The sequence below is a fragment of the Bacillus sp. FSL M7-0791 genome (assembly GCF_038627085.1).
Lineage (GTDB): Bacteria > Bacillota > Bacilli > Bacillales > Bacillaceae > Bacillus > Bacillus safensis.
This window is the reverse complement of sequence record NZ_CP152022.1, coordinates 2396971-2423770: the sequence shown is the minus strand read 5'-3', so window position 1 is coordinate 2423770 and position 26800 is coordinate 2396971. Positions and strand designations below refer to the sequence as shown.

The window sequence follows — 26800 nt, the reverse complement described above, 5'->3', positions numbered from 1 at the left end:
GAAAGACGGCTACCTTTGCGAAGCGAATTTGACATTCGTGAGTACCGGAGCGCAGACCTGACACCGAATGCGAGGGTTTGTCTGCACGCTGAGGCCGATTCGATTTAGAATCGGTCTTTTTGTTGCATATCAGATGGGGTTGTCACATAAAATGTACAAACTGTTTGTATGTAAAGGGTGATCTCATGAAAAGAGTGGACGAGTACCGAAAGAAAATCGCGCAGCGCCGCAAAATGATGCAGCCAGCTGCTCCCCCTAAGAAGACGGCTTTCAAGAAAAAAGAAGATATCCCGCCATGGGTTATGCTGACAGAGGAAGAAAAGCATTCTGGCTCGACCTCCTATGAACCGGCGTCCCATCAGCCAAAGAAATATCGTCATCCCTTATTTAACCCGAATACCTTTGTGCTTAAATGCTTATTATCAGCGTCCCTTGTTTTGATTGCAGCCATTTCATTTAAAGGTCAGACAGGTCCGTTTCAACAGCTGAAGCCGATGATTACTCAGACTTTTGAGCAAGATTTTCAATTTGCTGCTGCTAACCGCTGGTTTGAAAAAACAGTTGGACATCCGCTGGCTTTTTTAACAGAGAAAAAAGATGGCCAAAAGGACGTACAAGCGAATCAAGAACTAGCTGTTCCTGCCTCTGGTAAAGTGCAGGAATCCTTTACGCAAAATGGAGCAGGTGTCAAAGTGGAGACATCCGCTGAAGCCATTGATAGTATGAAGGAAGGCTATGTGGTCGAGGTGAAAAAACAAAGCGATACAGGGCTTACCGTTGTAGTGCAGCATGCAGATAACAGCTATAGCTGGTACGGTCAATTAAAGAAAGCCGATGTGGCCTTATACGATTTTGTCGATAAGGGTGAAAAAATTGGCCAGATTTCGCTTGATGATCAAGGGAAGGGCACGTATTACTTTGCTATTAAGCAAAATGAACAATTTATCGATCCTATTCAGGTGATGACCTTTGAATAGATGGCTGCTCATGCTGACGAAAATTCACATCCATCCGCTGCTGTGGATTGTGATGGCGTTTGCGATTTTGTCAGGTCAAATCAAGCCGCTGCTTTGTCTGCTCGTGATTGTCTGTGTCCATGAACTTGGACATGCAGCGGCTGCCTGCTATTATCATTGGCGCATTCGGCGGATTTTTTTACTGCCATTTGGCGGAACGGTGGAAGTAGAGGAACATGGGAACCGTCCGTTAAAAGAAGAGCTTGCGGTCATTTTGTGCGGGCCGCTTCAGCATGTACCGCTCCAGCTCATGGCATGGCTTTTCATGGAGGCTTCTCTTATCTCGCACGACGTCTTTACGATGTTTACCTTTTATAATATGGCGATTTTCCTTGTGAATCTTTTGCCCGTTTGGCCGCTTGATGGCGGAAAATTATTCTTTTTGCTCTTATCTGTTTTTTACCCTTTCCAACGTGCGCATGCCCTAGCAATAAAAGGCTCACTTGTCTTTTTCGGTCTATTGACAGGAGGGTTACTTTTGTTTGCACCGCTGCAATTCAATGGCTGGGTGCTGCTTACTTTTTTAGCTTATTCACTCGTGATGGAGCACAGGCAGCGGCATTACGTCAGGGTTCGCTTCTTACTAGAACGGTATTACGGTAAAAAAGAGCAGAAGGTAGAAAAACTGATTCCGCTGAGAGCAAGTGCAGAGGAAAAAGTATACGAAGTGATGGCACGATTTCAAAGGGGCTGCAAGCATCCGATTATTATTGAAAGAGATGGCGTGAAGATGAGCCAGCTTGATGAAAATGAACTGCTCCATGCGTATTTTTCAGATCGCAGAACCACCTCCTCGATGGAAGAGCTTCTTTTACCGTACTAATGGTGAAAATACATTGACATTCTGCGTCTAGTTTGATATATTTTTTAATGTTATGGATATGTAGCACCCGTGCTACAACCGCGCGGAGCAGGTGTAAAGTGCCAATGGCCCCCTGTATTCGGCGAGTCTGAGTTTATTAGGAGGTGCAGAGATGTACGCAATTATCGAAACTGGTGGTAAACAAGTAAAAGTTGAAGAAGGTCAAACTGTTTATGTTGAAAAACTAGCTGCTGAAGCAGGTGAAACAGTAACTTTCGAAAACGTATTGTTTGTCGGCGGAGACACTGTCAAAGTGGGTAACCCTTCAGTTGCTGGAGCAACAGTAACGGCTAAAGTTGAAAAACAAGGTCGCGGTAAGAAAATTACTGTGTTCAAGTACAAACCGAAGAAAAACAACCACAAGAAACAAGGTCATCGTCAACCTTACACTAAAGTTGTTATCGAAAAAATCAACGCTTAAGGCGTGTGAGTGATATGATCAAAGCAACCATTACTCGGTCTTCAGCAGATGAAAGCATTACGTCTTTTCAGATGACTGGACATGCCGAGTTTGCTGAAAAAGGTCAGGATCTCGTTTGTGCAGGTGTATCTGCTGTTGTTTTCGGCTCAGTCAATTCAATTATTGCACTGACAGGATTGGACCCACTGCTTGATATTGGTGAAGATGGCGGCTACTTCTCTTTTGAACTGCCGGCTGATACAGATCCAGTATCCTTTGAAAAAGCCCAGCTGCTTTTAGAAGGCATGGTCGTTTCCTTAGAGACAATTGAACGAGATTATCACGATTATGTGAGAATATCAACAAAAAAATAGGAGGTGAACTTCATGCTTAGATTAGATCTTCAATTTTTCGCATCTAAAAAAGGGGTAGGTTCTACAAAGAACGGACGTGACTCTGAGTCTAAACGTTTAGGCGCTAAACGTGCTGATGGTCAATTCGTAACTGGTGGTTCTATCCTTTATCGTCAACGTGGAACGAAAATCTATCCAGGTGAAAACGTTGGACGCGGAGGCGACGACACTCTTTTCGCTAAAATCGACGGAACGGTTAAATTCGAACGTTTCGGTCGTGACCGTAAAAAAGTGAGCGTATATCCTGCGGCACAATAATTGCTAAAAACTCCGGTCATTGACTGGAGTTTTTTTCACTTTTTACAAGCAGTACCGAAGATGATAAAAGAAGATGCACTCCATAAATATCAAAGAACGTTTGCTGACTTTGCCTCATTTTCTCCTATACGATCAGAAAAAACAACCTTTCCTCACATAACTAGTGTTTTTCTATGCTGTCTTCTCTGTTATAATTCAGGGAGACATATTGATGATAAGACTCCTAAAAGAGAGACCAAACGATTGGGAGTGCGATAATGGAAGAGATACCAAGTAAAGAAAATGAAAAATTAACTCACGTTGCATTAACAAATGAATTGATCTATCTGCTCAGTCGTTCAAGACACGACTGGATGAATAAATTACAGCTGATCAAAGGCAACTTGACATTAGAAAAATATGACCGCGTGTTTGAAATTATAGAAGAAATGGTCATTGAAGCACAGCATGAATCCAAACTCTCAAATTTAAAAATTCCCCAATTGGCCTATTACTTTCTAACATTTAATTGGGAGTCGCATTTTATCACCTTAGAATATGAAGTGCTTGGTGAAACCCGAGACTTATCAGCATATGAATCGCAGCTGCTAACGGTATCACAGGAGTTGTTTTCGATATTCGATCAATCAGTTTGCCAAAAAACTGAAAATCATTTAACGGTCACTTTCCAAACAGATCATGAAGAAAATGATGTGATCTTATATTTTGATTTCAAAGGAAAATTAACAAGTTTGGATGCGTTAAATGCGTTTCATGACGCAAACTATCCATGTATGAGTATAACGCAATTTCATGTGACGCCTCATGAGTCCATGATTGAGCTTTGTTTGAGGCAAGAACGAGATATGTGATGCAGAGAAACGGAGGAAGTTATGTTTGTAGATCAGGTTAAAGTGTATGTTAAAGGCGGTGACGGCGGAAACGGTATGGTGGCGTTCCGTCGTGAAAAATATGTACCAAAGGGCGGCCCAGCAGGCGGCGACGGCGGAAATGGTGCAGATGTTGTATTTGAAGTAGACGAAGGACTTAGAACGTTAATGGACTTTCGTTATAAGCGCCATTTCAAGGCTGACCGCGGCGAGCACGGAATGAGTAAAAACCAGCATGGCCGAAATGCGGAAGAAATGATTGTCAAAGTTCCGCCGGGTACGGTTGTGACAGATGCAGAGACGGAACAAGTACTAGCTGACTTGACAGAGCATGGGCAGCGGGCTGTAATTGCCAAAGGCGGACGTGGCGGACGTGGGAATTCACGCTTCGCAACACCAGCAAACCCTGCACCACAGCTGTCTGAAAACGGTGAGCCAGGTAAAGAACGTGACGTCATCTTAGAATTAAAAGTACTTGCAGATGTTGGACTTGTTGGTTTCCCAAGTGTCGGGAAGTCAACGCTGCTCTCGATTGTCTCTTCTGCGAAACCAAAAATTGCGGATTATCATTTTACAACGCTTGTACCGAACCTCGGGGTTGTTGAAACAGACGATAACCGAAGCTTTGTTATGGCGGATCTGCCAGGACTGATCGAAGGAGCGCACGAAGGCGTTGGCTTAGGTCATCAATTTTTACGTCATATTGAGCGTACACGTGTCATTGTCCATGTCATTGATATGTCTGGACTTGAAGGGCGTGACCCATACGAAGACTACGTGACGATTAATGAAGAGCTTGAGCAGTACAATATGAGATTGACAGAGCGTCCGCAAATCATTGTTGCAAACAAAATGGACATGCCAGATGCAGCTGACAATCTAGAGGCATTTAAAGAAAAATTAACGGATGACTATAAAGTGTTCCCGATTAGTGCGATCACAAGAGAAGGGCTTCGTGAGCTCTTATTTGAAATCGCCAATCAGCTTGAAACAACACCGGAATTCCCGCTCTATAATGAAGAGGAGCTGTCGGATAACCGCGTGATGTACAGGTTTGATGAAGGCGATGCACCATTTGAGATCTCTAGAGATCCTGATGGCACATTTGTCTTAACGGGTAAAGCACTTGAGCGTCTGTTTAAGATGACAGACTTCTCAAGAGATGAATCTGTTAAACGATTCTCTAGACAGCTGCGCGGAATGGGTGTCGATGATGCCTTGCGTGAGCGCGGAGCAAAAGATGGCGACATCATTCGTCTGCTTGAATTTGAATTCGAATTTATTGATTGATCAAAAGGAGGGTCCAGACCATGGGCTCTCCCGTTTTTAAAAGGGGAGAAAACAGGTGAAAGAAGAAACGTTCTATTTAGTAAGAGAGGATGTACTTCCAGATGCGATGCGAAAAACGCTTGAAGTCAAAAAGCTTCTCGATCGCAAAAAAGCGGATTCAGTTGCCGATGCTGTTCAAAAAGCGGATTTAAGCCGCAGTGCTTTTTATAAATACCGAGATGCTGTTTTTCCATTTTATACAATGGTGAAAGAGCAGATCATCACATTGTTTTTCCACCTTGAGGATCGGTCTGGGGCTTTATCAAGACTGCTTCAAATTGTGGCTGACTCTGGCTGTAATGTGTTATCCATTCACCAAACGATTCCGCTGCAAGGAAGAGCGAATGTCACCTTATCAATTAGTACAGCTGGTATGGCAGATGATATCAACACCGTCATGAATCAATTAAGAAAGCTTGAATTTGTCGAAAAAGTCGAAATTCTCGGTTCTGGGGCGTAAAAGGAGAGATCATAGCAGATGAAGCAATTAACTGTAGGTTATTTTGGACCAGAAGCAACATTTACTCATTTGGCCGTATGCTCTTGTTTTCCAAAAGATGCGGTGCAGCGTGCCTATGCAACGATTCCGCAATGTATGGATGCTGTGTCAAAAGGCGAAGTCGATTTGGCGGTCGTTCCACTTGAAAATGCACTCGAAGGCTCTGTGAACTTAACGATTGATTATTTAATTCATGAAGAAGCGCTGTCCATTGTGGGGGAGATGACAGCACCAATTCGGCAGCATTTGCTTGTCCACCCAGCAAGAGCGGAGAGCTGGGAGACGTTAGATGTCATTCAATCGCATCCTCACGCGATTGCCCAGTGTCATCAATTTCTGAAAAAGCAGTACCCTCATATTCCTCATCGGCCAGTGGAGTCAACTGGCTATGCAGCAAAATACATCAGTGAGCATCCAGATGAAGCTGTCGGGGCTATTGCCAATGAAATTGCCGCAAAAACGTATGGTTTGGCGATTGCAAAAAAAGACATTCATGATTATCCGCACAACCATACACGCTTTGTGATTTTACATAAAGATCCTAACGCATCGTTCCCAATGAATTCTGGTTTCTCATCAAAGCCAAAAACGACCATTGTGGTCAGTCTGCCTAAGGATGACCAATCAGGCGCATTGCACCGCGTGCTGTCTGCTTTTTCTTGGCGGAATCTTAACTTGTCAAAAATTGAATCTCGTCCGACAAAAACAGGTCTTGGACATTATTTATTTATTATTGACATTGAAAAAGAATTGGATGATGTCCTCGTCCCTGGTGCGATTCAAGAATTAGAAGCGATTGGCTGTGAGGTCAAGCTGCTTGGCAGCTATCAAACATATGAATTAACGAATGAAAAATAGTGTCCCGTGCAGGACACTATTTTTTTAGTCTTTTATTAAAAACCCAGCGTCATCCAGCGCTTGAATGGCTTGGTCAAGCTGCTTTTGGCTGTAAGAAGTGAGAGTATGCAGATGCACGCCGTCTGTTAGTTCTGACAAGTAGGACGCGCCGGTGTTAGAAATATGATGGACAAAATCAGCGACTTGTTTCCGTGTGCTGACGCGAATAGAGGCCGTCAGTTCACCATAAACAGGGTGCTCAATGATCACATCTTTCACCGTCACTCCAAAGTCTACAATCAAGGTCAGTTCCTCTTCTGTACGAGCAGGATCATGTTTGCAGGCGATGATTTGTTCAATTTCTCTTTCTGGCGCATGCTGCGCTGCCATATACACATAGCCTTGGCTTGTGGCAATAATGGGTTCGTTTTTTGCTTTTAATAATGAAATATCTTGTACAATGATTTGCCGAGAGACAGCCGCCTTTTTAGCTAAAAAGCTTCCAGTAAGCGGTGTGTCTGTTTCTTTCAGCCACTCTAAAATGGCGTTTCTTCTTTCTTCGCCAATGAGTTTCCTCTCTTGCTCCACGTCCTAAGCTCCCTTCTTCTCCTTTTGCAAATGCTCAAATGTATGCAAAAGCTGATCGATGTCATCTTTTGATGACTGATATCCAAATGATAGTCGAATAAATTGTAGGGCATCACGATCTGATACACGCAATGCCTTCACAGCAGGGGAAGGATGGTGATAACCGGAAGCACATGCGCTTCCAGTAGATAGACAAATCCCATGCCGGTTACATGCTAACATTACATATTGTCCTTCAAACCCTTCAAAAAAACAACCAATAATATGAGGAAGCGTGCGGCGATTGTCATTGTCCTGAAGCGTACGAACTGGCAGCTGTCTTATTTTTAACTGCTGAAGAAAATAATCACGCAGCTGCTTATCTAATTTTTGCTGTTCATCCAGCCTAAGCATCGCTTGTTCACTTGCGGCAGCAAAAGCACCGATACATGGAACGTTTACTGTCCCTGGACGTAAGCCATTTTCCTGAACTGCTCCTGTATATAAAGGTTTCCAAGGAACCTGAGCACCCATATAAACGGCACCAGCGCCTTTAGGAGCATACACTTTATGACTTGAGATGGACACAGCATCGACTCCAAGTTCTTTGATGGACACACGAATCTTTCCAAATGTTTGCACAGCATCTGTATGAAAAAGAATGTTCCTTTCTTTTAAAAGAGGCGCTAATTCAGCAAGCGGCTGGATAATCCCTGTTTCTGAATTAGCATGCTGAATAGATACTAGTCCTGTTTCAGGCAATAATGCTTTTTTGAGAATGTCCTTTGTTATGATTCCATCCTGATTCGGTTCAATGATCGTGACTTTTACGCCAAAACGCTCTAAGCTGCTAACTGCATAATGAACAGAAGGATGCTCAACTGAAGTTGTGATGACATGCTGTTGATGTGCTGGCAGTCCATTGATGATCGATTGAATCGCAAGGAGATTGGATTCAGTTCCACCGCTTGTAAAATAGATCCCATCCGGTTCACCCTCGATCATGGCAGCGAGTGATTGTCTGCTGTAAGTCAATATGTCATTTGCTTTTCCCCCAGCATCATGAAGGCTGCTTGCATTTCCGTAGAAATTTTTGCTTAGCTGCTCAAAAACATGCAGCGCTTCCTCTGAAACAGGTGTAGAAGCTGCGTAATCTAAATAAACCAACCCATCCATCTCCCGTGTGAAAATTTTTTCTTGTATTTATTTTAGTGTTGTGTAATGATATGTGTCAAGACAGGTGTAAATGACAGGAGGGGCGATGGTGTCATCAATCAAAAAAGTTATTGTGGTGGGGTCAGGCATTGCAGCGCTTTCCTTTGCAAAAACCATTTCGAAAAGCTGCCAGGTCATCATGATGACAAAAAAACAATGTTCATCTAGTAATTCCATGCTGGCACAAGGAGGAATCGCTGCTGCCTTTTCAGCACATGATTCAGCTGAGCAGCATGTGCAAGATACACTAGCTGCCGGCTGTGATCACAATGATGAAAGAACGGTACAAGAAATTGTGAGACTTGGAAAACACCTTGTGGAGCAGCTCGTAGCAGAAGGCTGTCCATTTGATCAAGATGAGGCGGGAGAGCCGCAATTAGGCAAAGAGGGAGCACATACCACTCATCGCATCTTGCATGCAGGAGGAGATCAATCAGGTAAAACCCTTGTACAGTTTCTGAAAAGTCAGCTCGGCTCACATATTCACTTATACGAATATCATCATGTCATTGATCTATTGATTCATGAAGGGACATGTACGGGTGTTGTATGGAAAGACGAGACAGGACACGTACATACGATGACCGCAGATGCCGTTGTTTTATCAACTGGCGGCTGCGGCTCCCTATATGAGACAAACACAAATGATCCTTCTATAACAGGAGACGGACTGATGATGGCCTATCGAGCCGGGGCACAATTAGTGGATCTCGAATTTGTTCAATTCCATCCAACTCTTTTAACAATCGCTGGAAAAGCAGTTGGCCTCATTTCAGAGGCAGTACGGGGAGAGGGAGCTTATTTAGAAGATGAAACAGGCAGGCGGATCATGAAAGGTATTCACCCACAAGCTGATTTAGCACCTAGAGATGTGGTCGCTAGAGCTATTTTTCATGAGCAGCAATTAGGTCATCAATTGTATCTTAACATCCATGATATCCCGCATTTTTCAGCTCGTTTTCCGGCCATAGCTCAGATGTGCCAGCGTGCAGGCGTCGATATGGAAAGCGGCAGGCTGCCAATTTCCCCTGGTATGCACTTTTTAATGGGCGGCATCAGCGTCAATGAATATGGAGAAACGACTGTTCCAGCGCTATTTGCCATTGGAGAAGCGGCCTGTACTGGCTTACACGGTGCGAATCGATTGGCGAGTAATTCTCTTCTGGAAGGTCTCGTGTTAGGCAGCAAAGCGGCACAGAGAATTGAACAACTGCCTAAACAGAAAGAAACAAGTCCACCTTTTTCAATTCAAGAAATATGGATGGTTCCAATGATTTCAACAACTCAGCTGAGACAATGGATGACTACATTTGCGGCCATTGTGAGAGATGAAAAAGGCTTGCAGACCTTGCTTCATTCGTTACAGCGTGTCAATTTTCAGCAAATTAATGTGAAGGATATCACAAATGAACAGATCGAATTAAGCAATCAATGGGCATTAGCGGTTTGCCTTGCCAAATCTGCATTACTCCGTACAGAAAGCAGAGGCGGCCATTATCGAATGGATTATCCAGAGCGGAGCGATGCGTTGTGGCGGGGCAGGCAGATTGTTCATGAAAAAGGTCACATTCATATCATGAAAAATGAAAGGATCGGTGCCAAATGGAACGTTTACAGTTAAAACAAATGCTTACTCATTTTTTCACAGAAGATATTGGCTTTGGAGATGTATCAGCAGATGCTATCTTTGGGGACAAGAAGGGAACAGCTTTTATCATTGCGAAACAATCTGGTGTATTGGCAGGATCACAAGTGATTGATCTAGGGTACCGCCTGTTGAATGAACAGATTCAAACGGAGCTGTATTTTCAAGAAGGTGATTGGATTCATTCAGGCGCTGTACTGGCGAAAATAAAGGGCCCAGTCAACGACTTATTAAAGGGAGAGAGGGTCATTTTAAATCTTTTGCAGCGAATGACAGGTATCGCCACCTTAACACATGAGGCGGTGCAGCGATTAGGCGACCCGTCTATTACGATTTGTGATACGAGAAAAACGACACCCGGCCTGCGTATGTTAGAGAAATACGCAGTGAAGACAGGCGGTGGAAAGAATCATCGCTTTGGCTTATCGGATGGGGTGATGATTAAAGATAATCATATTGCCGCATGCGGTTCTATTCGTGAAGCTGTAGAGAAAGCAAGAGCATATGCCGGTCATATGGTGAAAATTGAAGTGGAAATTGAATCAGAAACGCAGCTTATAGAAGCCATTGATGCAAAAGCGGATGTCATCATGTTTGATAACTGCTCTCCAGACGAAGTAAAACGTTTTAAACAAATGACGCCAGAGTCCATTCTGACAGAGGCTTCAGGAGGCATCACGCTAGAGACATTGCCAAGCTACAGGGGCACAGGAGTCGACCTTATTTCACTTGGCTTTCTGACACATTCTGCTCCAGCATTTGATTTTAGTATGAATATGGAATTCAGTCATAAAGGGGGAACAACTCATGTCCATGCTTAATGTATTAGCCAATCAACATGCAGTCATGATGCCAGATGAATATAAACACCGCTCTGATGATGAGATGAAGCAGCGAGTGTTAGACATTAAGCGGGCTTTTGGTTCAAAGCTTTTTATACCAGGCCACCATTATCAAAAGGATGAGGTCATTGAATTTGCAGATGCAACAGGAGATTCATTGCAGCTGGCACAAATAGCGGCTGACAATCATGAGGCTGAATACATTGTATTCTGCGGTGTTCATTTTATGGCAGAAACGGCAGATATGCTGTCAAACAAGAATCAGAGCGTTGTATTGCCAGATATGAGGGCAGGTTGTTCAATGGCAGATATGGCAAATATGAAACAAACAGACAGAGCATGGGAGCAGCTCACTGATTTGTTTGGGGATACAATACTTCCGCTTACGTATGTCAATTCAACAGCAGACATTAAAGCATTTGTCGGCAAACATGGCGGGGCAACAGTGACTTCATCAAATGCTAAAAAAGTACTTGAGTGGGCGCTGACACAAAAAGAGCGGATTCTATTTCTCCCTGATCAGCACCTAGGGCGTAATACGGCTTTTGATTTAGGTATTCCGCTAGAAGAAATGGCTGTCTGGGATCAGATAGAAGAAAAGCTTATCACCGATCAGCCGCTTTCCCGGATCAAGATGATTTTATGGAAAGGCCATTGCTCTGTACATGAGAAGTTTACCGTTCGGAATATAGAAGAAATGAGAAAAAAAGATCGTGACATTCAAATTCTTGTTCATCCTGAATGCACGCATGAGGTCGTAAGGGCTTCTGACCTAGCAGGTTCAACGAAATTTATTATTGATACGATCAAACAGGCGCCAGCAGGAAGCAAATGGGCGATTGGAACAGAGATGAATTTAGTCAAACGGATCATAGCGCAGCACCCAGATAAACAAATTGAATCCCTTAACCCAGATATGTGTCCATGTTTGACTATGAACCGGATTGATCTGCCTCATTTGCTATGGTCACTGGAAAGCATTGAGAAGGGTCAGCCGGCCGGGTTGATACAGGTCAATGAAGACATCACGAAAGACGCTTTGCTTGCACTTGAGAAAATGCTCGCCATTAAATAATGAATCAGCCCCTCCTATCAGAAAACAAGTTTTTATCATATCGGCTTGTAAATAGGCATAAATTTATGTTGAAACATATTGTACTTCTGACATAACCGTTACGTTCACGTTTTGCATAGGAGGGGAAAACGTTGAAAATTCATATTGTGCAAAAAGGAGACTCCCTTTGGAAAATTTCAAAGAAATACGGAGTCGACTTTCAAGAATTGAAAAAACTAAATTCACAGCTCAGTAATCCTGATTTAATCATGCCGGGTATGAAGATTAAAATTCCATCTAGTGGTGTTCCTGTAAAAACAGATCATCACAAAGCAAAAGAAATGCCAAAAACGAAAGAACATCCGTATGTGAAAGAAAAGCCAAAAGATGTCGTGCAAGTGCAAGATACGAAACCGAAGGAAAAGCCAAATGAACCGGTACCATATGTACCGCCAGTGCCAAAAATCGAGCAGCCAGTTTTTCCGCAAGTGGATGTGAACTATTATCAGACCAATCTCTACCAGCCATTCACACCTCCTCCCAAAAAAGATCATCACGAGAAAAAAGATCACGTTCATGAGAAGAAAGATCATGTTCATGACAAAAAGGATCACAAGGATCATTTTCATCATGAAAATAAAGACCACAAAGATAACAAGGGTCATGTCCATCATGAAAATAAGGAACATAAAGATCACAAGGACCATTTTCATCATGAAAATAAAGGTCATCTAAAAGATGAAGTGGCAAAGGGGTATGATCCGTTTATTCATATTCCGCATCAAAAAGAGGAGGGAAAAGACATGGAGCATGGCAATTATCCGAACCTTCCTAACTTCCCGCAAATGCCAAATGTGGGAGGGGCAGCGGTAGGGGGAGTGGCTGAAAATAACGAGCATCATCACCAACATCATCATCATGAACCATATGATCCTTATTTTGGTTATGGTCATGGTCATTACATGCCGGCGATGTATCCATATCCGCAGCAAATGGTGCCGGCATCGCCAATTTTACCGGGATCAGGCTTATGTTATCCTATCCATCCATATTATCACCATCATATGATGCCATATCCATACCCGGCTCATCCTTATTATCCTGCGTATCAAGCGCCTGCTTACTACGGAGAAAATCATGAGCACCATGCAAACGACGAACATCACTGGCATCACCATACGCATCCAAACGCCAATGCAAATGCCAACGCAAATCAAGGCTTTTTTCCAAACGTTTCAAATGCAGCATATGGCAAGGAAGATTGCGGATGCGATGATGGCATGAAGCATCATCAGCCTTGGCCAGGACATTATCCGAATCCTGTTCCTTATGGCCAAATGGGGGCTTATCCAGCTCAGCCTTACATGCAGCCATATCCAGGTCAATCCGTTTTTGCAAGGCCGGAGGAAGAAGAAGAAGATTAATGACAGAAGGAACGATCTCAATCGTTCCTTTCAGCGTGTAGACAAACCCTCGCATTCGGTGTCAGGTCTGCGCGCCGGTACTCACGAATGTCAAATTCGCTCCGTTCCGGTGCTCGCCCTTCCTAGACTGCAAAGGTTTTCTATTACGCTGAAAAGAAGACAAATGGCTAAAATCAAAAACATTTTAGCCATTTGTCACCAATCAGAAGGAACGATCTCAATCGTTCCTTTTTTTGTTTATAACTGACAGCTTGATTTTTTTCCTAACTGTACATGCTAAAACAGAGCCTGTTTCGCGCTCATGAGATTGAATTTGTACAGGGGGTTTTTCGTTTGAGACAAAAATGGCAAAAAACAATCGCATTAGTGCTTCTTCCTATTGGTTTAACGGCATGTGGTGCAAATAATAACGCAGGTGTCGATACACGTCATAATCAATCAGGCCAGCCGGTTGGTTATCATTCGAATCAACGAGCGGAAGACAACAACCAAGATCATCAAGGACCAGTTTCTGAACTCATGGAGGGAATGAACGGGAGAAATACAACAAATGTTGATTACCGTACACGTCCTCAAGCTGATGATCGAATGCCTCTCACAGGTGGAGATGGACGCTACAGTCATGGAGATATGAACTATCATAACCAAATGTCGTTCTCAGGCTACGATAAACAAGAGAACATCCAGCGTTCAAGAAAAATTGCCAACCGCATCAATAAAATGAATCACGTGGCAGACTCTCAAGTCATGGTGACGGATGAGAATGTGTATATTGCCATTAAATCAGATGGCCGCCTGACGTCAGAAGGCGTATCACAAGTAGAAGAAGCAGCGACTCGTTATGCGGATGGAAGAGCAGTCCAAGTCATAAAAGATGAAGGTGCGTTCACACGCTTTAGAGACATGAGAAGAACGCAATTTGAAACAGGCCAAACAGGCATGACCCGATAGTTTGACACAAAAAGGCTAAAGTTCATTACGAACTTTAGCCTTTTCTTAAAAATAAACCTTGATGCCTATATAAAATTCGTAAAAGAAATAACAGCCAAACCCTAGTAATAAAATACCAGCAATAATGGATGTCCACTTGATCATCGTTCGATTCATCACTTTTCTTGTTAAGGATACAAGTGTGAGAAGACCGATGTCATGAAGGAGAATCCCTGCCAAAATACCGCCGGCAGCCAGCATAAATTCAGATGAATCTGTTTTTGTATACGCATCCGCAAGTACAGCACCAAAAACAGAAACCCAGAACACAAGATTTCCAGGAGATACCGCCACGAGCAAGCCGTTTCGATATGTTTTTGCGAATGATTTATTGACCTTTTCTCCTGCTAAATGGATATCTTGATCCGCATTTTTAATGGAATCGTATGCGAGAATCATTAAAAATACAGCTCCGATCAGCCAGAGCGGGATTTGAACAAACGGCAAAGATAAAAACTGAGCAAATCCAGCATATAAAGCCATAATAAGTAATAAGTCTATGGTCATACCGCCTGCTCCGACAGTTAAACCATGAAAGAATCCGTTTTTGAGTCCCTGTTTTGTCATTTCAACCGTGATTGCTCCAACAGGCAGAGCAATTGAGAATCCTACGACGATAAATGTGAGAAATGTTTGCAATCGACTAGAACTTCCTTTGAATAAATTGTATAAAAATTCTCCGTTTAGATTAATTATACATAATAGGAGAAAAGGATCAATGTTTATTTCAGATTTTATTGAAATGATAGAGATAGATGATGTATAGAAGACTGTATATCAACATGATCCATAACGCTTGTAGGGGAAAGGAACTATTTTCCTGAATCTTCTTTTCTTCATGATGTCTCTATGCTACACTGATGTGGAAATCAATAAAAGTGACTAGGGGTGCCCGTAAATGGGCTGAGAGAGAAGCATAAACTTCTTAACCCTTTGGACCTGATCTGGCTCGTACCAGCGTGGGGAAGTTAAAGATGATGCATGTATCCTATCAATGATATGCATGTTATTTCTGACGACGAAACCAGGTTCTTTAAATAGAGCCTGGTTTTTTGCTGGTGCTGATTCCATCCTGTCCGGTGACAAGAAGAAAAGGAGAGAACAGCAAATGAAGGAAAAGAAAAGTGTCCCATCCAACCAATCATTATTATCCAGCTTTGACGGCAGCCGAAAGGTGTATGAGAAAGGATCAAGGCCCGATATCTTAGTGCCGAAAAGAGAGATTGCACTCTCACATACTGTGACAGAGGCGGGCGACATAAAAAATGAACCAGTCCGTGTATACGATACGAGTGGACCGTACACTGATGAGAACGTTCATATTGACGTCACAAAAGGATTAAAGCGTCTTAGAGCAGCATGGATAGAAGAAAGAGGAGATACAGAAAGCTATGAAGGGCGTCATGTAAAACCGGAAGATAACGGATATCGGTCAAGGGAGAAGGAGTCCTTCCATTCTGTCCAAACTGATTTTCATCATAAGCCGCTCCGCGCGAAACAAGGAGCGTGCGTGACGCAAATGCATTATGCCAAAAAAGGCATCATTACGCCTGAAATGGAGTTTATCGCAATAAGAGAAGAGCTAAGCCCTGAGTTCGTTAGAGAGGAAGTAGCGAGCGGAAGAGCCGTCATTCCTTCGAATATTAACCATCCAGAAAGTGAACCAATGATTATCGGAAGGAATTTTCATGTCAAAATCAATGCGAATATTGGCAATTCAGCTGTAACATCATCCATTAATGAAGAGGTAGAAAAGATGACGTGGGCAATCAGATGGGGGGCAGACACAATGATGGATCTGTCTACTGGAAAGGATATTCATACAACGAGAGAATGGATCATTCGGAATTGCCCAGTCCCAGTAGGAACCGTTCCTATCTATCAGGCCCTTGAAAAAGTGAATGGAGTCGCAGAAGATTTGACGTGGGAAGTGTATAGAGACACATTAATTGAACAAGCAGAGCAAGGTGTAGACTATTTCACGATTCATGCGGGCGTGCTATTAAGATATATTCCGCTGACAGTCGATCGGGTAACCGGAATTGTTTCAAGAGGCGGTGCGATTATGGCAAGATGGTGTCTTGCTCATCATCAAGAGAATTTCCTTTACACACACTTTGAAGACATTTGTGAAATTATGAAAACGTATGATATCGCCTTTTCTCTTGGAGATGGACTTAGACCAGGTTCGATTGCTGATGCCAATGATGAGGCGCAGTTTGCAGAGCTGGAAACGTTAGGTGAGTTAACAGAGATCGCTTGGAAACATGATGTGCAGGTGATGATTGAAGGGCCCGGTCATGTGCCAATGGATAAAATTAAAGAGAATGTGGACAAGCAAATGGACATTTGCAAGGAAGCCCCATTTTATACATTAGGGCCTCTTACAACAGATATTGCGCCGGGGTATGATCACATTACATCCGCCATCGGTGCGGCCATGATCGGCTGGTACGGAACAGCCATGCTATGCTATGTAACGCCAAAAGAGCATTTAGGTCTGCCGAATAAAGAAGATGTGAGAGAAGGCGTGATCGCCTATAAAATTGCCGCACATGCGGCTGATCTAGCAAAAGGACATCCTGCGGCTCAAAAGCGCGATGATGCTTTATCGAAAGCGAGATTTGAATTTAGGTGGCGGGACCAATTTAACCTGTCACTTGATCCTGAAAGAGCCTTGGCGTTCCATGATGAAACATTGCCTGCCGAAGGCGCTAAGACCGCTCACTTTTGCTCGATGTGCGGACCGAAGTTTTGCAGTATGAAAATTTCTCATGATATCCGCAATCAATCTGAAGAAGTGAAAAGAGAGATGGAAAAGAAGGCGAAGGAGTTTGTCAGCCAGGGAAGTCAAATTTATCAGCCCTAAAAAAAGAACCTCGCACGATGCTGTGCGGGGTTTTATCAAACGGCTGAGAAGGCTTTTCTTAAAAGGTGAAAAAATGCCTTTGCTGCATATGCCATCATGTCCACACTCGGAATGAGGGCATCTGTTAAATGAAAAAAGACTGTTTTTCTTTCTGGAGATGTTCGTTTCTTTTTCTGCTTCATCAAGGGCAGCCTCCTTTTTAACCAATATACTTCTTTGCAGATTTGAGAGATAGATGTTTTGTATGAATTTAAACAAAATTTAAACTTCTTGGGTTTGAATGGAAACAAGGAGGGGAAACGAGTTCAATAGAGAATGAATGAAAAGAGCTGATCTATTTGACCAGCGAACAAGAAGAGTGGAAGGTGATCTTATGATGAAAGTATTTAAGGTAACATTTCATATGAACAATGGGGAAGTGCTTGATTTCGAGCTCAAACGTCCAGCTACCTATGATGTGTATAAAAAAATTGAAGAAGCCAATCATTGGTTTAAGCTGAATAATGAAATCATTAACCTATTAAACGTCAATAGTATCCATGTAGAAACAGAATAACGCAGAAAGCCGCTCAGATAGAGCGGCTTTCGTTATGCAGAAAAATCATTTCGATTATTAAGCTGCCCGCGGGACAGCCAGTTCTTTTTATACAAATAAGCAATGACTTCAAGCCACAGACGCGGTGCTTTTTTAGGGAAAAAAGGTTTTTGGTAATAGGCATAAGCGGCTTTTAAATCATCCCATTGATGACATGCTTTCGTTTGCGTGAACCTGGCAACGTCAATGACCCTGATCCGCCCTTCTTTTGTTAAGATCAGATTGCGCAGATGAATATCAGAAGGATTCAATCCTTTCTCACGCGCTTCCTCCAGCGCATCATCGACTTGTTCAATCATTTGTTTTTTAATAGGAATTCCTTTTGTAAGGCATTCATAGAATGTGTAGCCTTTAATATATTCCATTAAAATATACTGATCCCCAGACTCATAAATCTCAGGGTAGTAAGACGAACCAGAAAGTTTTTCGTAAATGGCAGCCTCTTTGCGGGCAATATGCTGATAAGAAGGGAAAAAGACTTTTAGTGCCATTTTCTTGCCGTCTTTTTTGTATAAAAAGACATAGGCACTTCTTCCTTTGCCGCACAGTTCAAGCTCTGCCGGTTTATAGGAAAGCTTATGAAAACGTTTCTCTTCATGATACTGAATCGATTCGGCTAATCTTTTGACATCTGACATTGACTTCACCTTCTTTGGTTTCAGTTTATGCGGCTGAAAAACGAATGATGAAAAAACCGTGTCATTCGATAAAGCAATGGATTGTATAAAACATAACATTTACGAATGAAGGATACAACGAAAGACTCTTAACATACATTTGAATCATCGATTTGGTTAATGTTTAGAAAAATGGGTCAAACTACATATGTCATGCATCGATCTCATGTTCTAAAGAGGTGTAAATAGTGAAAGTGAAGATGAAATGTTTCGTTACAGGACTTATCATGACAAGTGTGCTTTTTTTCGCTGCGGATATGGAAGGAAAAGAACACTTGCAAAAGCAGTCAAACTCTATTACCGTCCAGCTTGAAAAAGTCTATCTAGACGGCGATGTGAGTATTGAAAGACACCGGGCATCATTAGAAGATAAAGACACATTCTGGGCGCAGTATAAAGGCTGGACGCTGGTAGAACAAAAAGAGGATTTTGCCCTTTTTAGAAAGCAAATTGATGATATTTCTCCATTAAGTAAAGCAAATGGATATATCGGATTATCAGAGGACGGTGTGATTTCTACGTTTCATGGAAGGCCTGACGGCTGGGCGGAGCCTATTCATCTCTTTTTTCAAATTGATACGTCCCGTTTAGAAAGCCATGTGGAAAAGCAGCTTGAGCAAGGCATTCCTTTTCGAACAAAGGATGAATTTGAGCATGTGCTTGAAGTCATGAAGCCTTATCGAAATGAAATATCGTTTTAAAGCGTGTAACAGCTTGCTGGTGTGAAGACCGCAAGCTGTTTTTCGTGGTTTCATCATAAAAATGTACTGAGCGAACGTATGTTAACTTTTATTGCGGTTTTCTCTTCGATTTATGTTACAATGAAGAACAGTCAAAGAGGTGAAAACGGTGATAGAGTTTGTAAAAGGGACCATTGATTATGTGTGCCCGCAATATGTTGTCATTGAAAACGGCGGAGTGGGATATCAAGTCTATACCCCAAACCCGTTTATCTATCGAGTAAATAAACAAGAAACGATTTATACGTATCATTACATAAAGGAAGACGCCTTTTCGTTATACGGTTTTCAAACACGAGAAGAAAAAGCGCTGTTCACAAAACTGTTAAATGTCACAGGAATTGGGCCAAAGGGTGCACTCGCGATTCTTGCTTCCGGTGATCCTGGCGCTGTCATTTCAGCGATAGAGCGTGAAGATGAAGCCTTCCTGATTAAATTCCCTGGTGTGGGCAAAAAAACAGCACGTCAAATCATTCTGGATCTAAAAGGAAAACTGGCAGATGTGGTGCCAGAAATGATTGGCAACTTATTTAATCACGAGGACCACATTCAGGTCGAAACGCAGCAAACTGCATTAGATGAAGCGCTTGAAGCCTTAAGTGTCCTTGGATACGGTGATCGTGAAATCAAAAAGGTTCTTCCATTATTAAAAGAAGAAAAGAATCTTACAACCGATCAATATGTGAAAAAAGCATTACAAAAAATGTTGAAATAGGGTGATGTCTCATGGATGAACGGCTCGTCTCAACTGAAGCAGACAACCATGAATCAGCCATTGAGCAAAGTCTGCGGCCACAGACACTTAGCCAATATATCGGTCAGCAAAAAGTAAAGGATAACCTCAGCGTATTTATTGAAGCTGCCCGCATGCGGCAGGAAACGCTTGATCACGTCCTTTTATATGGGCCTCCTGGACTTGGGAAAACAACGCTTGCGTCGATCATTGCCAATGAAATGAATGTTCAGCTGCGTACAACGTCAGGACCAGCGATTGAGCGTCCTGGTGATTTGGCGGCCATCTTAACATCTCTTGAGCCAGGTGATGTATTGTTTATTGATGAAATTCACCGCTTGCAGCGCTCAATAGAAGAAGTGCTGTACCCGGCAATGGAGGATTTTTGTTTAGATATTGTTATTGGAAAAGGAGATACAGCACGCTCTGTACGGCTTGATTTACCGCCATTTACGCTTGTAGGTGCAACGACTCGTGTCGGGCTGTTAACAGCGCCGCTTCGTGATAGGTTTGGGGTACATGCAAGATTGGAATACTATGAGCAAAGAGATTTGGCTCACATTGTGGCAAGAACAGCCGAGCTGTTTGAGATTGGGATCGACATTCGCTCTGCCGAAGAGATTGCGAGACGTTCCCGGGGAACACCGAGGGTTGCCAATCGTTTGCTCAGAAGAGTAAGAGATTTTGCGCAGGTGCTTGGGAACCATGCCATTACGCAGGACATTGCGGAAGATGCCCTTGAGCGTCTTCAAGTCGACAGGCTAGGCCTCGATCATATAGACCATAAGCTCCTTTTAAGTATGATCGAAAAATTTAGAGGCGGTCCTGTTGGGCTTGATACGATCTCAGCGACAATTGGAGAAGAATCACATACGATTGAAGATGTGTACGAACCGTACTTACTGCAAATTGGTTTCCTGCAAAGAACGCCAAGAGGACGGGTCGTCACAAGAGAAGCGTATGAACATTTTCAAATGGAGGTTCCGATTCGTGACTGAATTCCCTAAAATATTAATGATTTTAGGTGGTGTCCTTTTTGCCGCAGGATTAGTGTTTCAATTGGTTGGTAAGCTTCCAGGTGATATTTTTGTGAAAAAAGGGAATGTAACGTTCTTTTTTCCTGTCATTACATGCATTGTCATTAGTATCGTACTGACCATATTACTGAATATCTTTGGACGGATGAAATAACGTTAACTAGTTAACTACAGAATAGGTGAAGGAAATGAAGCTAGAACTATTTGATTTTGATTTACCAGAAAGATTAATTGCACAAGTGCCGCTTGAAAAAAGAGATGCATCAAGACTGATGGTCTTAAACAAACAAACGGGTGCGATTACACATGATACATTCTCACAAATCATCGATTATTTTCAAAAGGGTGATTGTCTCGTTCTAAACAACACGCGCGTTCTGCCTGCACGTCTGTTTGGGATGAAAGAGGATACAGGTGCCAAAGTTGAACTTCTTCTATTGAAACAAGAAGAAGGAGACAAATGGGAAACACTTGTCAAACCAGCCAAACGGGTGAAAAAAGGGACGGTTATCACGTTTGGTGATGGACGGCTCCAAGCTGTATGTACAGAGGAAATGGAACATGGCGGAAGAAAAGTCGAGTTTCAATATACAGGCATTTTTTATGAAGTGCTTGAATCCCTTGGTGAAATGCCGCTGCCTCCATATATTAAAGAGCAGCTTGACGACCGTGAACGCTATCAAACCGTTTATTCAAAAGAGGTTGGCTCCGCTGCTGCGCCAACTGCCGGTCTCCACTTTACAACCGAGCTGCTGGATGCGCTGAAAGCGAAAGGTGTACACATTGCTTTCATTACGCTGCACGTAGGGCTTGGCACGTTTCGTCCGGTAAGTGCAGAACGTATTGAAGAACACGAAATGCACGCAGAGTTTTATGAAATGAATGAAGAAACAGCTGATGCGCTTAATCGCGTTCGCAATGAAGGCGGACGGATTATTTCAGTCGGCACAACGTCGACAAGAACGCTTGAAACCATTGCAAGTGCACATGATGGTGCGTTCAAAGCCTCAAGCGGCTGGACGTCGATCTTTATTTACCCTGGCTACACATTCAAGGCAATTGATGGCATGATCACGAATTTCCATCTGCCAAAATCCTCGTTAATTATGCTTGTCAGCGCATTAGCTGGACGAGAGCACGTACTAAAAGCGTACAATGAGGCTGTGAAAGAGGAATACCGATTCTTCAGCTTTGGCGATGCCATGCTGATTCAATAACATTATACAACGAAGACAGGAGGGCTCATTTTTGTCGCAATCACCGATACGTTATGAGTTCATTAAATCATGCAAACAAACAGGTGCACGTCTTGGCCGCGTTCATACACCGCACGGCTCCTTTGAAACACCTGTATTTATGCCAGTAGGTACACTGGCTACAGTCAAGACAATGGCGCCTGAAGAATTAAAGGCAATGGATGCAGGCATCATCTTAAGCAATACGTACCACTTATGGCTCCGTCCAGGTCACGATATCGTAAAAGAAGCAGGCGGTCTGCACAAATTTATGAACTGGGATCGAGCCATTCTAACTGATTCAGGCGGATTCCAAGTTTTTTCATTGAGTGAATTTAGAAAAATTGAAGAAGAAGGCGTTCACTTCCGTAATCATTTAAACGGAGACAAGCTGTTCCTATCTCCTGAAAAAGCGATGGACATCCAAAATGCACTTGGCTCTGATATTATGATGGCATTTGATGAATGCCCGCCGTATCCTGCAGAGTACGATTACATGAAACGTTCTGTGGAGCGGACAAGCAGGTGGGCAGAGCGCTGTCTAACAGCGCACCAGCGTCCTGAAGATCAAGGGCTGTTTGGAATTGTCCAAGGCGGAGAATACGAAGAGCTTCGAAAACAAAGTGCAAAAGACCTTGTTTCACTTGATTTCCCAGGCTACGCCATCGGAGGCTTATCTGTAGGGGAACCAAAAGATGTGATGAATCGTGTACTTGAATTTACAACACCATTCTTACCAGCAGACAAACCGAGGTACTTAATGGGTGTCGGCTCACCAGATTCCTTAATTGACGGCGCCATTCGCGGTGTAGATATGTTTGATTGCGTACTGCCGACGCGAATTGCAAGAAACGGTACCTTAATGACAAGTGAAGGCCGTCTTGTTGTGAAAAATGCAAAATATGAGCGTGACTTTAGACCAATCGATGAAAACTGCGACTGCTATACATGTAAAAACTATACACGCGCCTATATTAGACATTTAATTCGAACAAATGAAACGTTCGGAATTCGATTAACAACTTATCATAATCTTCATTTTCTGTTAAAATTAATGGAGCAAGTGAGAGAAGCTATCCGTGAGGATCGTTTAGGTGATTTTAAAGAAGAGTTTTTTGAGCGTTACGGCTTTAACAAACCGAATGCGAAAAACTTTTAACGCATAAACGAAAGGCTTTACAATGCTTTAGAAAGGGGTGAAATAGAATGGATGGTGGTATGGGTTCAATCATTATGATTGTTGTCATGTTTGCTGTGCTTTACTTCTTGTTAATCCGTCCACAGCAAAAGCAACAGAAAGCTGTGCGTCAGATGCAGCAATCTTTATCAAAAGGCGATAAAATCGTCACAATCGGTGGTTTACACGGTGAAATCGACTCAATTGATGAATCAAAAGTGGTCATCAAAACAAGCGAAAACAACCGTTTAACTTTCGATCGTCGTGCTATTAGAGAATTAGCTGACAAAGGCTAATCCTCTGATACATAGCCATAAAAAAAGAGCGATATGACCGCTCTTTTTTTATTTGCCTCGAAGATTGACGCCAATCATTCCCCCCAGCATACAAATGCCTAAAAATGCTCCATGATAGATAAACTGCTCTGGTGAAAACGTTTTTCCAAACCCCAAATATTGAAATAAAAATACAGTGAGAGAAAAAATGATAGATGTGACCGCACCAATCAGCCAGCCGCGCTCCTTTGCTTTCCCGCCAGAAATGATGCCTCCTAATAAAAGGGCAGCAAAGGACAAAATCATAATCATCCATTTAAATGATGATTCCTGCATACTTGTGAATGTAAGCATGAGCGACACAAGTAAACTGGTGACAACCATCACGATAAAAATGGCAATTAAGCCGGATAAAATGCCTTTTCCAATTTGTTTCGTTTCCTGCATGTAGATTCGTCTCCTCTCCAATTGAACGAAGCTTGTCTTTTACTAAAATGTATTCACAGTGAAGAAAAAATAGACATGTTTCAGACGTTTCTTTTCTACATAAATAAAGTGTTTTGACACAAGCTATGTTGGAGAAGGAGGGTTTACATCACATGCAGGACATCTTGATCATTTCCATGAGAACCATCATCTTATATTTTCTTATTTGGTTTATATTTCGCTTAATGGGCAAAAGGGAAATTGGCGAGCTGAGCATTTTAGATCTAGTCATTTTTATGATGATCGCAGAAATTGCGGTTCTCGCCATAGAAGAAGTAGAGGATAACATGTTACATACGGTATGGCCAATCCTGCTGTTAACCTTCATTCAAATCACACTTGCCTACCTCTCATTAAAATTTCAAGGTGTCCGGCGCTTTCTTGACGGAAAACCGGCCCTGCTTATCATCAATGGGAAAATAGACGAAGGTGCAATGAGAAAACAGCGATACAATTTTGATGACCTGCTCATTCAATTAAGAGAAAATAACATCGACAGCATTCAGGATGTCTCTTACGCCATTTTAGAGCCGTCTGGAAAGCTCGCCGTCGTCGAAAAAGAAAACAAGCGCAAACATGCAGCGCTTGAGCTTCCACTTGTTGCGGATGGTGTGGTGCAGCATGACCACCTAAAGCAAATCAATCAAAATGAACAGTGGCTGAAAGATGAGCTTGCTAAAAGAGGCTATCATGATATCGAACAAATCTCTTACTGCAGCTTTAATCAAAAAACATTTTATATTGATTTGAAAGATGAAGTGATCAAAAAGAGATGAGCTAAAACAGCTTCCCAATGAACGGGATGCGGCGCAGCTCTTCTCGTTTCACTAGACCTAGGCAGATTAATAGAATGACATACAGCGTGCACGTAACAAAAATGAGCGTCACAAGTTCAATAGGAGCAGAAAAGAGTCCATTTACTTGAGATTTCAGCCAAAGGCTGACAGCACCTGTACCGATAATCACAAGGACGCATAGTCCATATTCCTTTAATGGTAAATGAATAGGCAGCACCTTTCCAACAGTTGCCGCATGGAGCAGTGTGACAAGGATGATACCGATTAATATCGCAAGTGCAGCGCCCATAATGCCAAAGCCTGGCTGTGAAGCAAGAACAAAAATCATCCCTGTTTTTACAATAGCGCCAATCAGGCTGTTGGTCATCGCCGCACCAGCTAAATTGAGTGCTTGAAGCACGGCTTGAAGGGGCCCCTGAAAATAATATAGAAGGAAAAATGGCGCCATGAATTTCACATAAATGGCCGCGTGCGATGAACCATACATAAAGAGCGTTAAATCTTCGGCGTAAACGAAAAGAATAATACATGAAATGCCTCCGCTGAGTAAACATAGGCGCATCGCCTGCTTCAGGCGGTATTCGACCGTTTTACGTTTGTTCTGCTCCATTCCTTCACTGATCGCCGGAACTAATGCAGTGGAGAGTGAATACGTAATAAAACTAGGCAGTGTCAAAAGGGTCAGAGCAAGCCCGGTCAACTCCCCGTACTGTCTTGTCGCCTCTACAGCCGCATAACCAGCAATAGCAAGACTTTGCGCGACAACGATCGGCTCTAAAAACCACGAAATATTCCCGATAAAACGGCTGCCTGTTGTTGGCAGGGCAATGCTCATCAGCTGTTTAAATGTGTCCTTCCCGTCATGAATCGCTTTAAAAAATCGTTTTCGAATACGAATGGTCTTTTTATAGCGAAAGGCGATCAGTAAGTAAGCAAGGGAAATCATCTCTCCAATCACAGATGACACCATCGCACCTGCTGCCGCAAATTCAATCCCGTAAGGAAGGAAAGCCGTTGTACATACCGCCACTAGAGAAATTCTTGCGACCTGCTCCAGAACTTGAGACATCGCAAGCGGACTCATTTGCTGTCTGCCCTGGAAATAGCCTCTTAACACACTGGAAATGGCGATGACTGGTACGACAGGTGTAATAGCCAGCAGTGGATAGACCGTTCTAGGGTCTGTCAGCATATTTTCTGCCATGATGGGCGCAAACCATAAAAAGAGCGGCGTGAAAATCAGACTGAGTGTTCCTGTTATCGCAAGGGACATGACCAGAATACGTTTTGTTTTCTGTTTGTCACCCCTGGCTTCTGCTTCTGCGACAAGCTTACTAATGGCGACAGGCAGTCCGAATTGTGTGAGCGTCACGGCGAGAAAAAAGGTTGGTGCAGCCATCATATAAAGCCCGACCCCTTCTTCGCCAATGAACCTCGCAATGACAATTCGATTGACAAAACCCAATATTCTCGTGATAAAACCTGCTAAAATTAAAATAATGGTCCCCTTTAAAAACGTTTGCTTCGTCAAATCACAGATCACCTGCCTTCTCAAACGACATAGAATCATATACAATAAGATATGCGTGTATATCGTCCAAGCATGACAAGTCTCTCGATAAAAAACTGAAAAGGGGGAGCTACGCAATGACACAACACCCAGCTGCTATTTACAAAGACCATTTAAAGCCTTTTCTGTTCAGTAAGCTTGAAGAATTCATCGTTTTGGGCTATAAAGATGTAGATTTAGAGGAATTATGGTCATACTTAGAGAATAAGAAGTGGAAGAAAAAACAAGAGTATCCGATTCATGAAATGGTTGCAGATATTTTATCTGTGAAAATAGGCGAATTTATGAACTATGCAACCGTTCAGTCGTTTAAAACGTCTGCTTTTTTGGACAGTGAAGATGGCAAGAATATGCTTGATGAACTGTTGAAATAAGCCATCTTAATGGAT

General features: G+C 42.7%; 32 protein-coding genes, 1 riboswitch and 1 other annotated feature. Of the genes, 25 read left to right on the top strand and 7 right to left on the bottom strand.

Going from position 1 to position 26800, the window contains the following annotated elements:
• Positions 1–185 precede the first annotated feature (185 nt).
• From MHI08_RS12495 to pheA, 9 genes are all read left to right on the top strand, one after another.
• Complete coding sequence (locus MHI08_RS12495) at positions 186–977, top strand: M23 family metallopeptidase (RefSeq protein WP_024427844.1); 792 nt, start codon at positions 186–188, stop codon at positions 975–977.
• A complete protein-coding gene (locus MHI08_RS12490; protein ID WP_024423159.1) occupies positions 970–1839 on the top strand; it encodes a M50 family metallopeptidase in 870 nt (289 codons plus the stop codon). The genes MHI08_RS12495 and MHI08_RS12490 overlap by 8 nt, the downstream gene beginning before the upstream one ends.
• Before the next feature lie 66 nt (positions 1840–1905).
• Positions 1906–1978: a sequence feature (ribosomal protein L21 leader region), on the top strand.
• A gap of 12 nt (positions 1979–1990) precedes the next feature.
• Entirely contained in the window at positions 1991–2299 is a 309-nt protein-coding gene (rplU, locus tag MHI08_RS12485; protein WP_003216781.1) for a 50S ribosomal protein L21, read from the top strand.
• A 14-nt stretch (positions 2300–2313) separates the two neighbouring features.
• The gene (locus tag MHI08_RS12480) at positions 2314–2652 is read left to right on the top strand and encodes a ribosomal-processing cysteine protease Prp (RefSeq protein ID WP_034621123.1); all 339 of its coding nucleotides are present in this window, start codon (positions 2314–2316) and stop codon (positions 2650–2652) included.
• Between the two features lie 12 nt (positions 2653–2664).
• Positions 2665–2949 carry a 50S ribosomal protein L27 gene (rpmA, locus tag MHI08_RS12475; RefSeq protein ID WP_003216586.1) on the top strand — a complete coding sequence of 95 codons (285 nt, stop codon included), beginning with the start codon at positions 2665–2667 and terminating at the stop codon, positions 2947–2949.
• Positions 2950–3206: 257 nt separating this feature from the next.
• A complete protein-coding gene (locus MHI08_RS12470) occupies positions 3207–3800 on the top strand; it encodes a sporulation initiation phosphotransferase B (protein WP_024423157.1) in 594 nt (197 codons plus the stop codon).
• 21 nt (positions 3801–3821) lie between these two features.
• Positions 3822–5108, top strand: coding sequence for a GTPase ObgE (gene obgE / locus MHI08_RS12465; protein WP_024423156.1), 1287 nt, complete (start codon positions 3822–3824; stop codon positions 5106–5108).
• A gap of 55 nt (positions 5109–5163) precedes the next feature.
• Positions 5164–5607, top strand: coding sequence for an ACT domain-containing protein (locus MHI08_RS12460; protein ID WP_008342790.1), 444 nt, complete (start codon positions 5164–5166; stop codon positions 5605–5607).
• A gap of 18 nt (positions 5608–5625) precedes the next feature.
• The gene (gene pheA, locus MHI08_RS12455; protein WP_268414561.1) at positions 5626–6504 is read left to right on the top strand and encodes a prephenate dehydratase; all 879 of its coding nucleotides are present in this window, start codon (positions 5626–5628) and stop codon (positions 6502–6504) included.
• Positions 6505–6528: 24 nt separating this feature from the next.
• On the opposite strand, the gene MHI08_RS12450 is transcribed toward pheA, so the two are convergent.
• The gene (locus tag MHI08_RS12450; protein ID WP_327823131.1) at positions 6529–7071 is read right to left on the bottom strand and encodes a transcription repressor NadR; all 543 of its coding nucleotides are present in this window, start codon (positions 7069–7071) and stop codon (positions 6529–6531) included.
• 3 nt (positions 7072–7074) lie between these two features.
• Positions 7075–8226, bottom strand: a complete 1152-nt coding sequence (locus MHI08_RS12445; RefSeq protein ID WP_342499659.1) for an IscS subfamily cysteine desulfurase — start codon at positions 8224–8226, stop codon at positions 7075–7077.
• 85 nt (positions 8227–8311) lie between these two features.
• Here MHI08_RS12445 and nadB point away from each other — a divergent pair, with 85 nt between their 5' ends.
• From nadB to MHI08_RS12420, 5 genes are all read left to right on the top strand, one after another.
• The gene (gene nadB, locus MHI08_RS12440; protein ID WP_342499658.1) at positions 8312–9886 is read left to right on the top strand and encodes an L-aspartate oxidase; all 1575 of its coding nucleotides are present in this window, start codon (positions 8312–8314) and stop codon (positions 9884–9886) included.
• The gene (gene nadC / locus MHI08_RS12435; protein ID WP_125586684.1) at positions 9868–10731 is read left to right on the top strand and encodes a carboxylating nicotinate-nucleotide diphosphorylase; all 864 of its coding nucleotides are present in this window, start codon (positions 9868–9870) and stop codon (positions 10729–10731) included. The genes nadB and nadC overlap by 19 nt, the downstream gene beginning before the upstream one ends.
• Entirely contained in the window at positions 10718–11827 is a 1110-nt protein-coding gene (gene nadA, locus MHI08_RS12430) for a quinolinate synthase NadA (protein ID WP_135032973.1), read from the top strand. Before nadC ends, nadA begins: the two co-directional genes overlap by 14 nt.
• A gap of 131 nt (positions 11828–11958) precedes the next feature.
• Complete coding sequence (safA, locus tag MHI08_RS12425; protein WP_342499657.1) at positions 11959–13230, top strand: SafA/ExsA family spore coat assembly protein; 1272 nt, start codon at positions 11959–11961, stop codon at positions 13228–13230.
• Positions 13231–13563: 333 nt separating this feature from the next.
• Positions 13564–14181: a YhcN/YlaJ family sporulation lipoprotein gene (locus MHI08_RS12420; protein ID WP_024423149.1), complete on the top strand. Its 618-nt coding sequence runs from the start codon at positions 13564–13566 to the stop codon at positions 14179–14181.
• A 45-nt stretch (positions 14182–14226) separates the two neighbouring features.
• Here the strand turns inward: MHI08_RS12420 and MHI08_RS12415 are convergent, their stop codons facing one another.
• Positions 14227–14859 (bottom strand): LysE family transporter, encoded by a 633-nt coding sequence (locus MHI08_RS12415; RefSeq protein WP_056767994.1) that lies wholly within the window; start codon positions 14857–14859, stop codon positions 14227–14229.
• Between the two features lie 235 nt (positions 14860–15094).
• A riboswitch (TPP riboswitch) is annotated at positions 15095–15203 on the top strand.
• 125 nt (positions 15204–15328) lie between these two features.
• Between MHI08_RS12415 and thiC the strand changes: the two genes are divergently transcribed.
• On the top strand, positions 15329–17089 hold the full coding sequence (gene thiC / locus MHI08_RS12410) for a phosphomethylpyrimidine synthase ThiC (protein ID WP_149126423.1): 1761 nt from the start codon (positions 15329–15331) through the stop codon (positions 17087–17089).
• Between the two features lie 35 nt (positions 17090–17124).
• Here thiC and MHI08_RS12405 read toward each other — a convergent pair whose 3' ends face one another.
• Entirely contained in the window at positions 17125–17271 is a 147-nt protein-coding gene (locus tag MHI08_RS12405; RefSeq protein ID WP_167364625.1) for a hypothetical protein, read from the bottom strand.
• 191 nt (positions 17272–17462) lie between these two features.
• On the opposite strand from MHI08_RS12405, the gene MHI08_RS12400 reads away from it, so the two are divergent.
• On the top strand, positions 17463–17645 hold the full coding sequence (locus MHI08_RS12400; RefSeq protein ID WP_008342761.1) for a hypothetical protein: 183 nt from the start codon (positions 17463–17465) through the stop codon (positions 17643–17645).
• A 32-nt stretch (positions 17646–17677) separates the two neighbouring features.
• Here the strand turns inward: MHI08_RS12400 and MHI08_RS12395 are convergent, their stop codons facing one another.
• Positions 17678–18322, bottom strand: coding sequence for a protein kinase family protein (locus MHI08_RS12395; RefSeq protein ID WP_149126424.1), 645 nt, complete (start codon positions 18320–18322; stop codon positions 17678–17680).
• A gap of 239 nt (positions 18323–18561) precedes the next feature.
• Here MHI08_RS12395 and MHI08_RS12390 point away from each other — a divergent pair, with 239 nt between their 5' ends.
• The 7 genes from MHI08_RS12390 (at position 18562) to yajC (ending at position 23579) form a co-directional block, all read left to right on the top strand.
• A complete protein-coding gene (locus MHI08_RS12390) occupies positions 18562–19062 on the top strand; it encodes an intercompartmental signaling factor BofC (RefSeq protein WP_073979823.1) in 501 nt (166 codons plus the stop codon).
• Positions 19063–19210: 148 nt separating this feature from the next.
• On the top strand, positions 19211–19816 hold the full coding sequence (gene ruvA / locus MHI08_RS12385; RefSeq protein ID WP_024423144.1) for a Holliday junction branch migration protein RuvA: 606 nt from the start codon (positions 19211–19213) through the stop codon (positions 19814–19816).
• 11 nt (positions 19817–19827) lie between these two features.
• Positions 19828–20832 carry a Holliday junction branch migration DNA helicase RuvB gene (gene ruvB, locus MHI08_RS12380; RefSeq protein WP_024423143.1) on the top strand — a complete coding sequence of 335 codons (1005 nt, stop codon included), beginning with the start codon at positions 19828–19830 and terminating at the stop codon, positions 20830–20832.
• Positions 20825–21025, top strand: coding sequence for a DUF2905 domain-containing protein (locus tag MHI08_RS12375; protein WP_012010741.1), 201 nt, complete (start codon positions 20825–20827; stop codon positions 21023–21025). Before ruvB ends, MHI08_RS12375 begins: the two co-directional genes overlap by 8 nt.
• Before the next feature lie 34 nt (positions 21026–21059).
• Positions 21060–22088 (top strand): tRNA preQ1(34) S-adenosylmethionine ribosyltransferase-isomerase QueA, encoded by a 1029-nt coding sequence (gene queA, locus MHI08_RS12370; protein ID WP_198457059.1) that lies wholly within the window; start codon positions 21060–21062, stop codon positions 22086–22088.
• 31 nt (positions 22089–22119) lie between these two features.
• A complete protein-coding gene (gene tgt, locus MHI08_RS12365) occupies positions 22120–23265 on the top strand; it encodes a tRNA guanosine(34) transglycosylase Tgt (RefSeq protein ID WP_025092430.1) in 1146 nt (381 codons plus the stop codon).
• A gap of 47 nt (positions 23266–23312) precedes the next feature.
• A complete protein-coding gene (gene yajC, locus MHI08_RS12360) occupies positions 23313–23579 on the top strand; it encodes a preprotein translocase subunit YajC (RefSeq protein WP_008360993.1) in 267 nt (88 codons plus the stop codon).
• A 48-nt stretch (positions 23580–23627) separates the two neighbouring features.
• Here yajC and MHI08_RS12355 read toward each other — a convergent pair whose 3' ends face one another.
• Entirely contained in the window at positions 23628–24005 is a 378-nt protein-coding gene (locus tag MHI08_RS12355; protein WP_024423140.1) for a TIGR04086 family membrane protein, read from the bottom strand.
• Between the two features lie 152 nt (positions 24006–24157).
• Here MHI08_RS12355 and MHI08_RS12350 point away from each other — a divergent pair, with 152 nt between their 5' ends.
• Positions 24158–24820, top strand: a complete 663-nt coding sequence (locus MHI08_RS12350; RefSeq protein ID WP_024423139.1) for a DUF421 domain-containing protein — start codon at positions 24158–24160, stop codon at positions 24818–24820.
• A gap of 1 nt (position 24821) precedes the next feature.
• Here the strand turns inward: MHI08_RS12350 and spoVB are convergent, their stop codons facing one another.
• The gene (spoVB, locus tag MHI08_RS12345) at positions 24822–26372 is read right to left on the bottom strand and encodes a stage V sporulation protein B (RefSeq protein WP_056767987.1); all 1551 of its coding nucleotides are present in this window, start codon (positions 26370–26372) and stop codon (positions 24822–24824) included.
• A 116-nt stretch (positions 26373–26488) separates the two neighbouring features.
• On the opposite strand from spoVB, the gene MHI08_RS12340 reads away from it, so the two are divergent.
• Entirely contained in the window at positions 26489–26785 is a 297-nt protein-coding gene (locus MHI08_RS12340; RefSeq protein ID WP_003216788.1) for a post-transcriptional regulator, read from the top strand.
• The last annotated feature ends 15 nt before the right edge of the window (positions 26786–26800 follow it).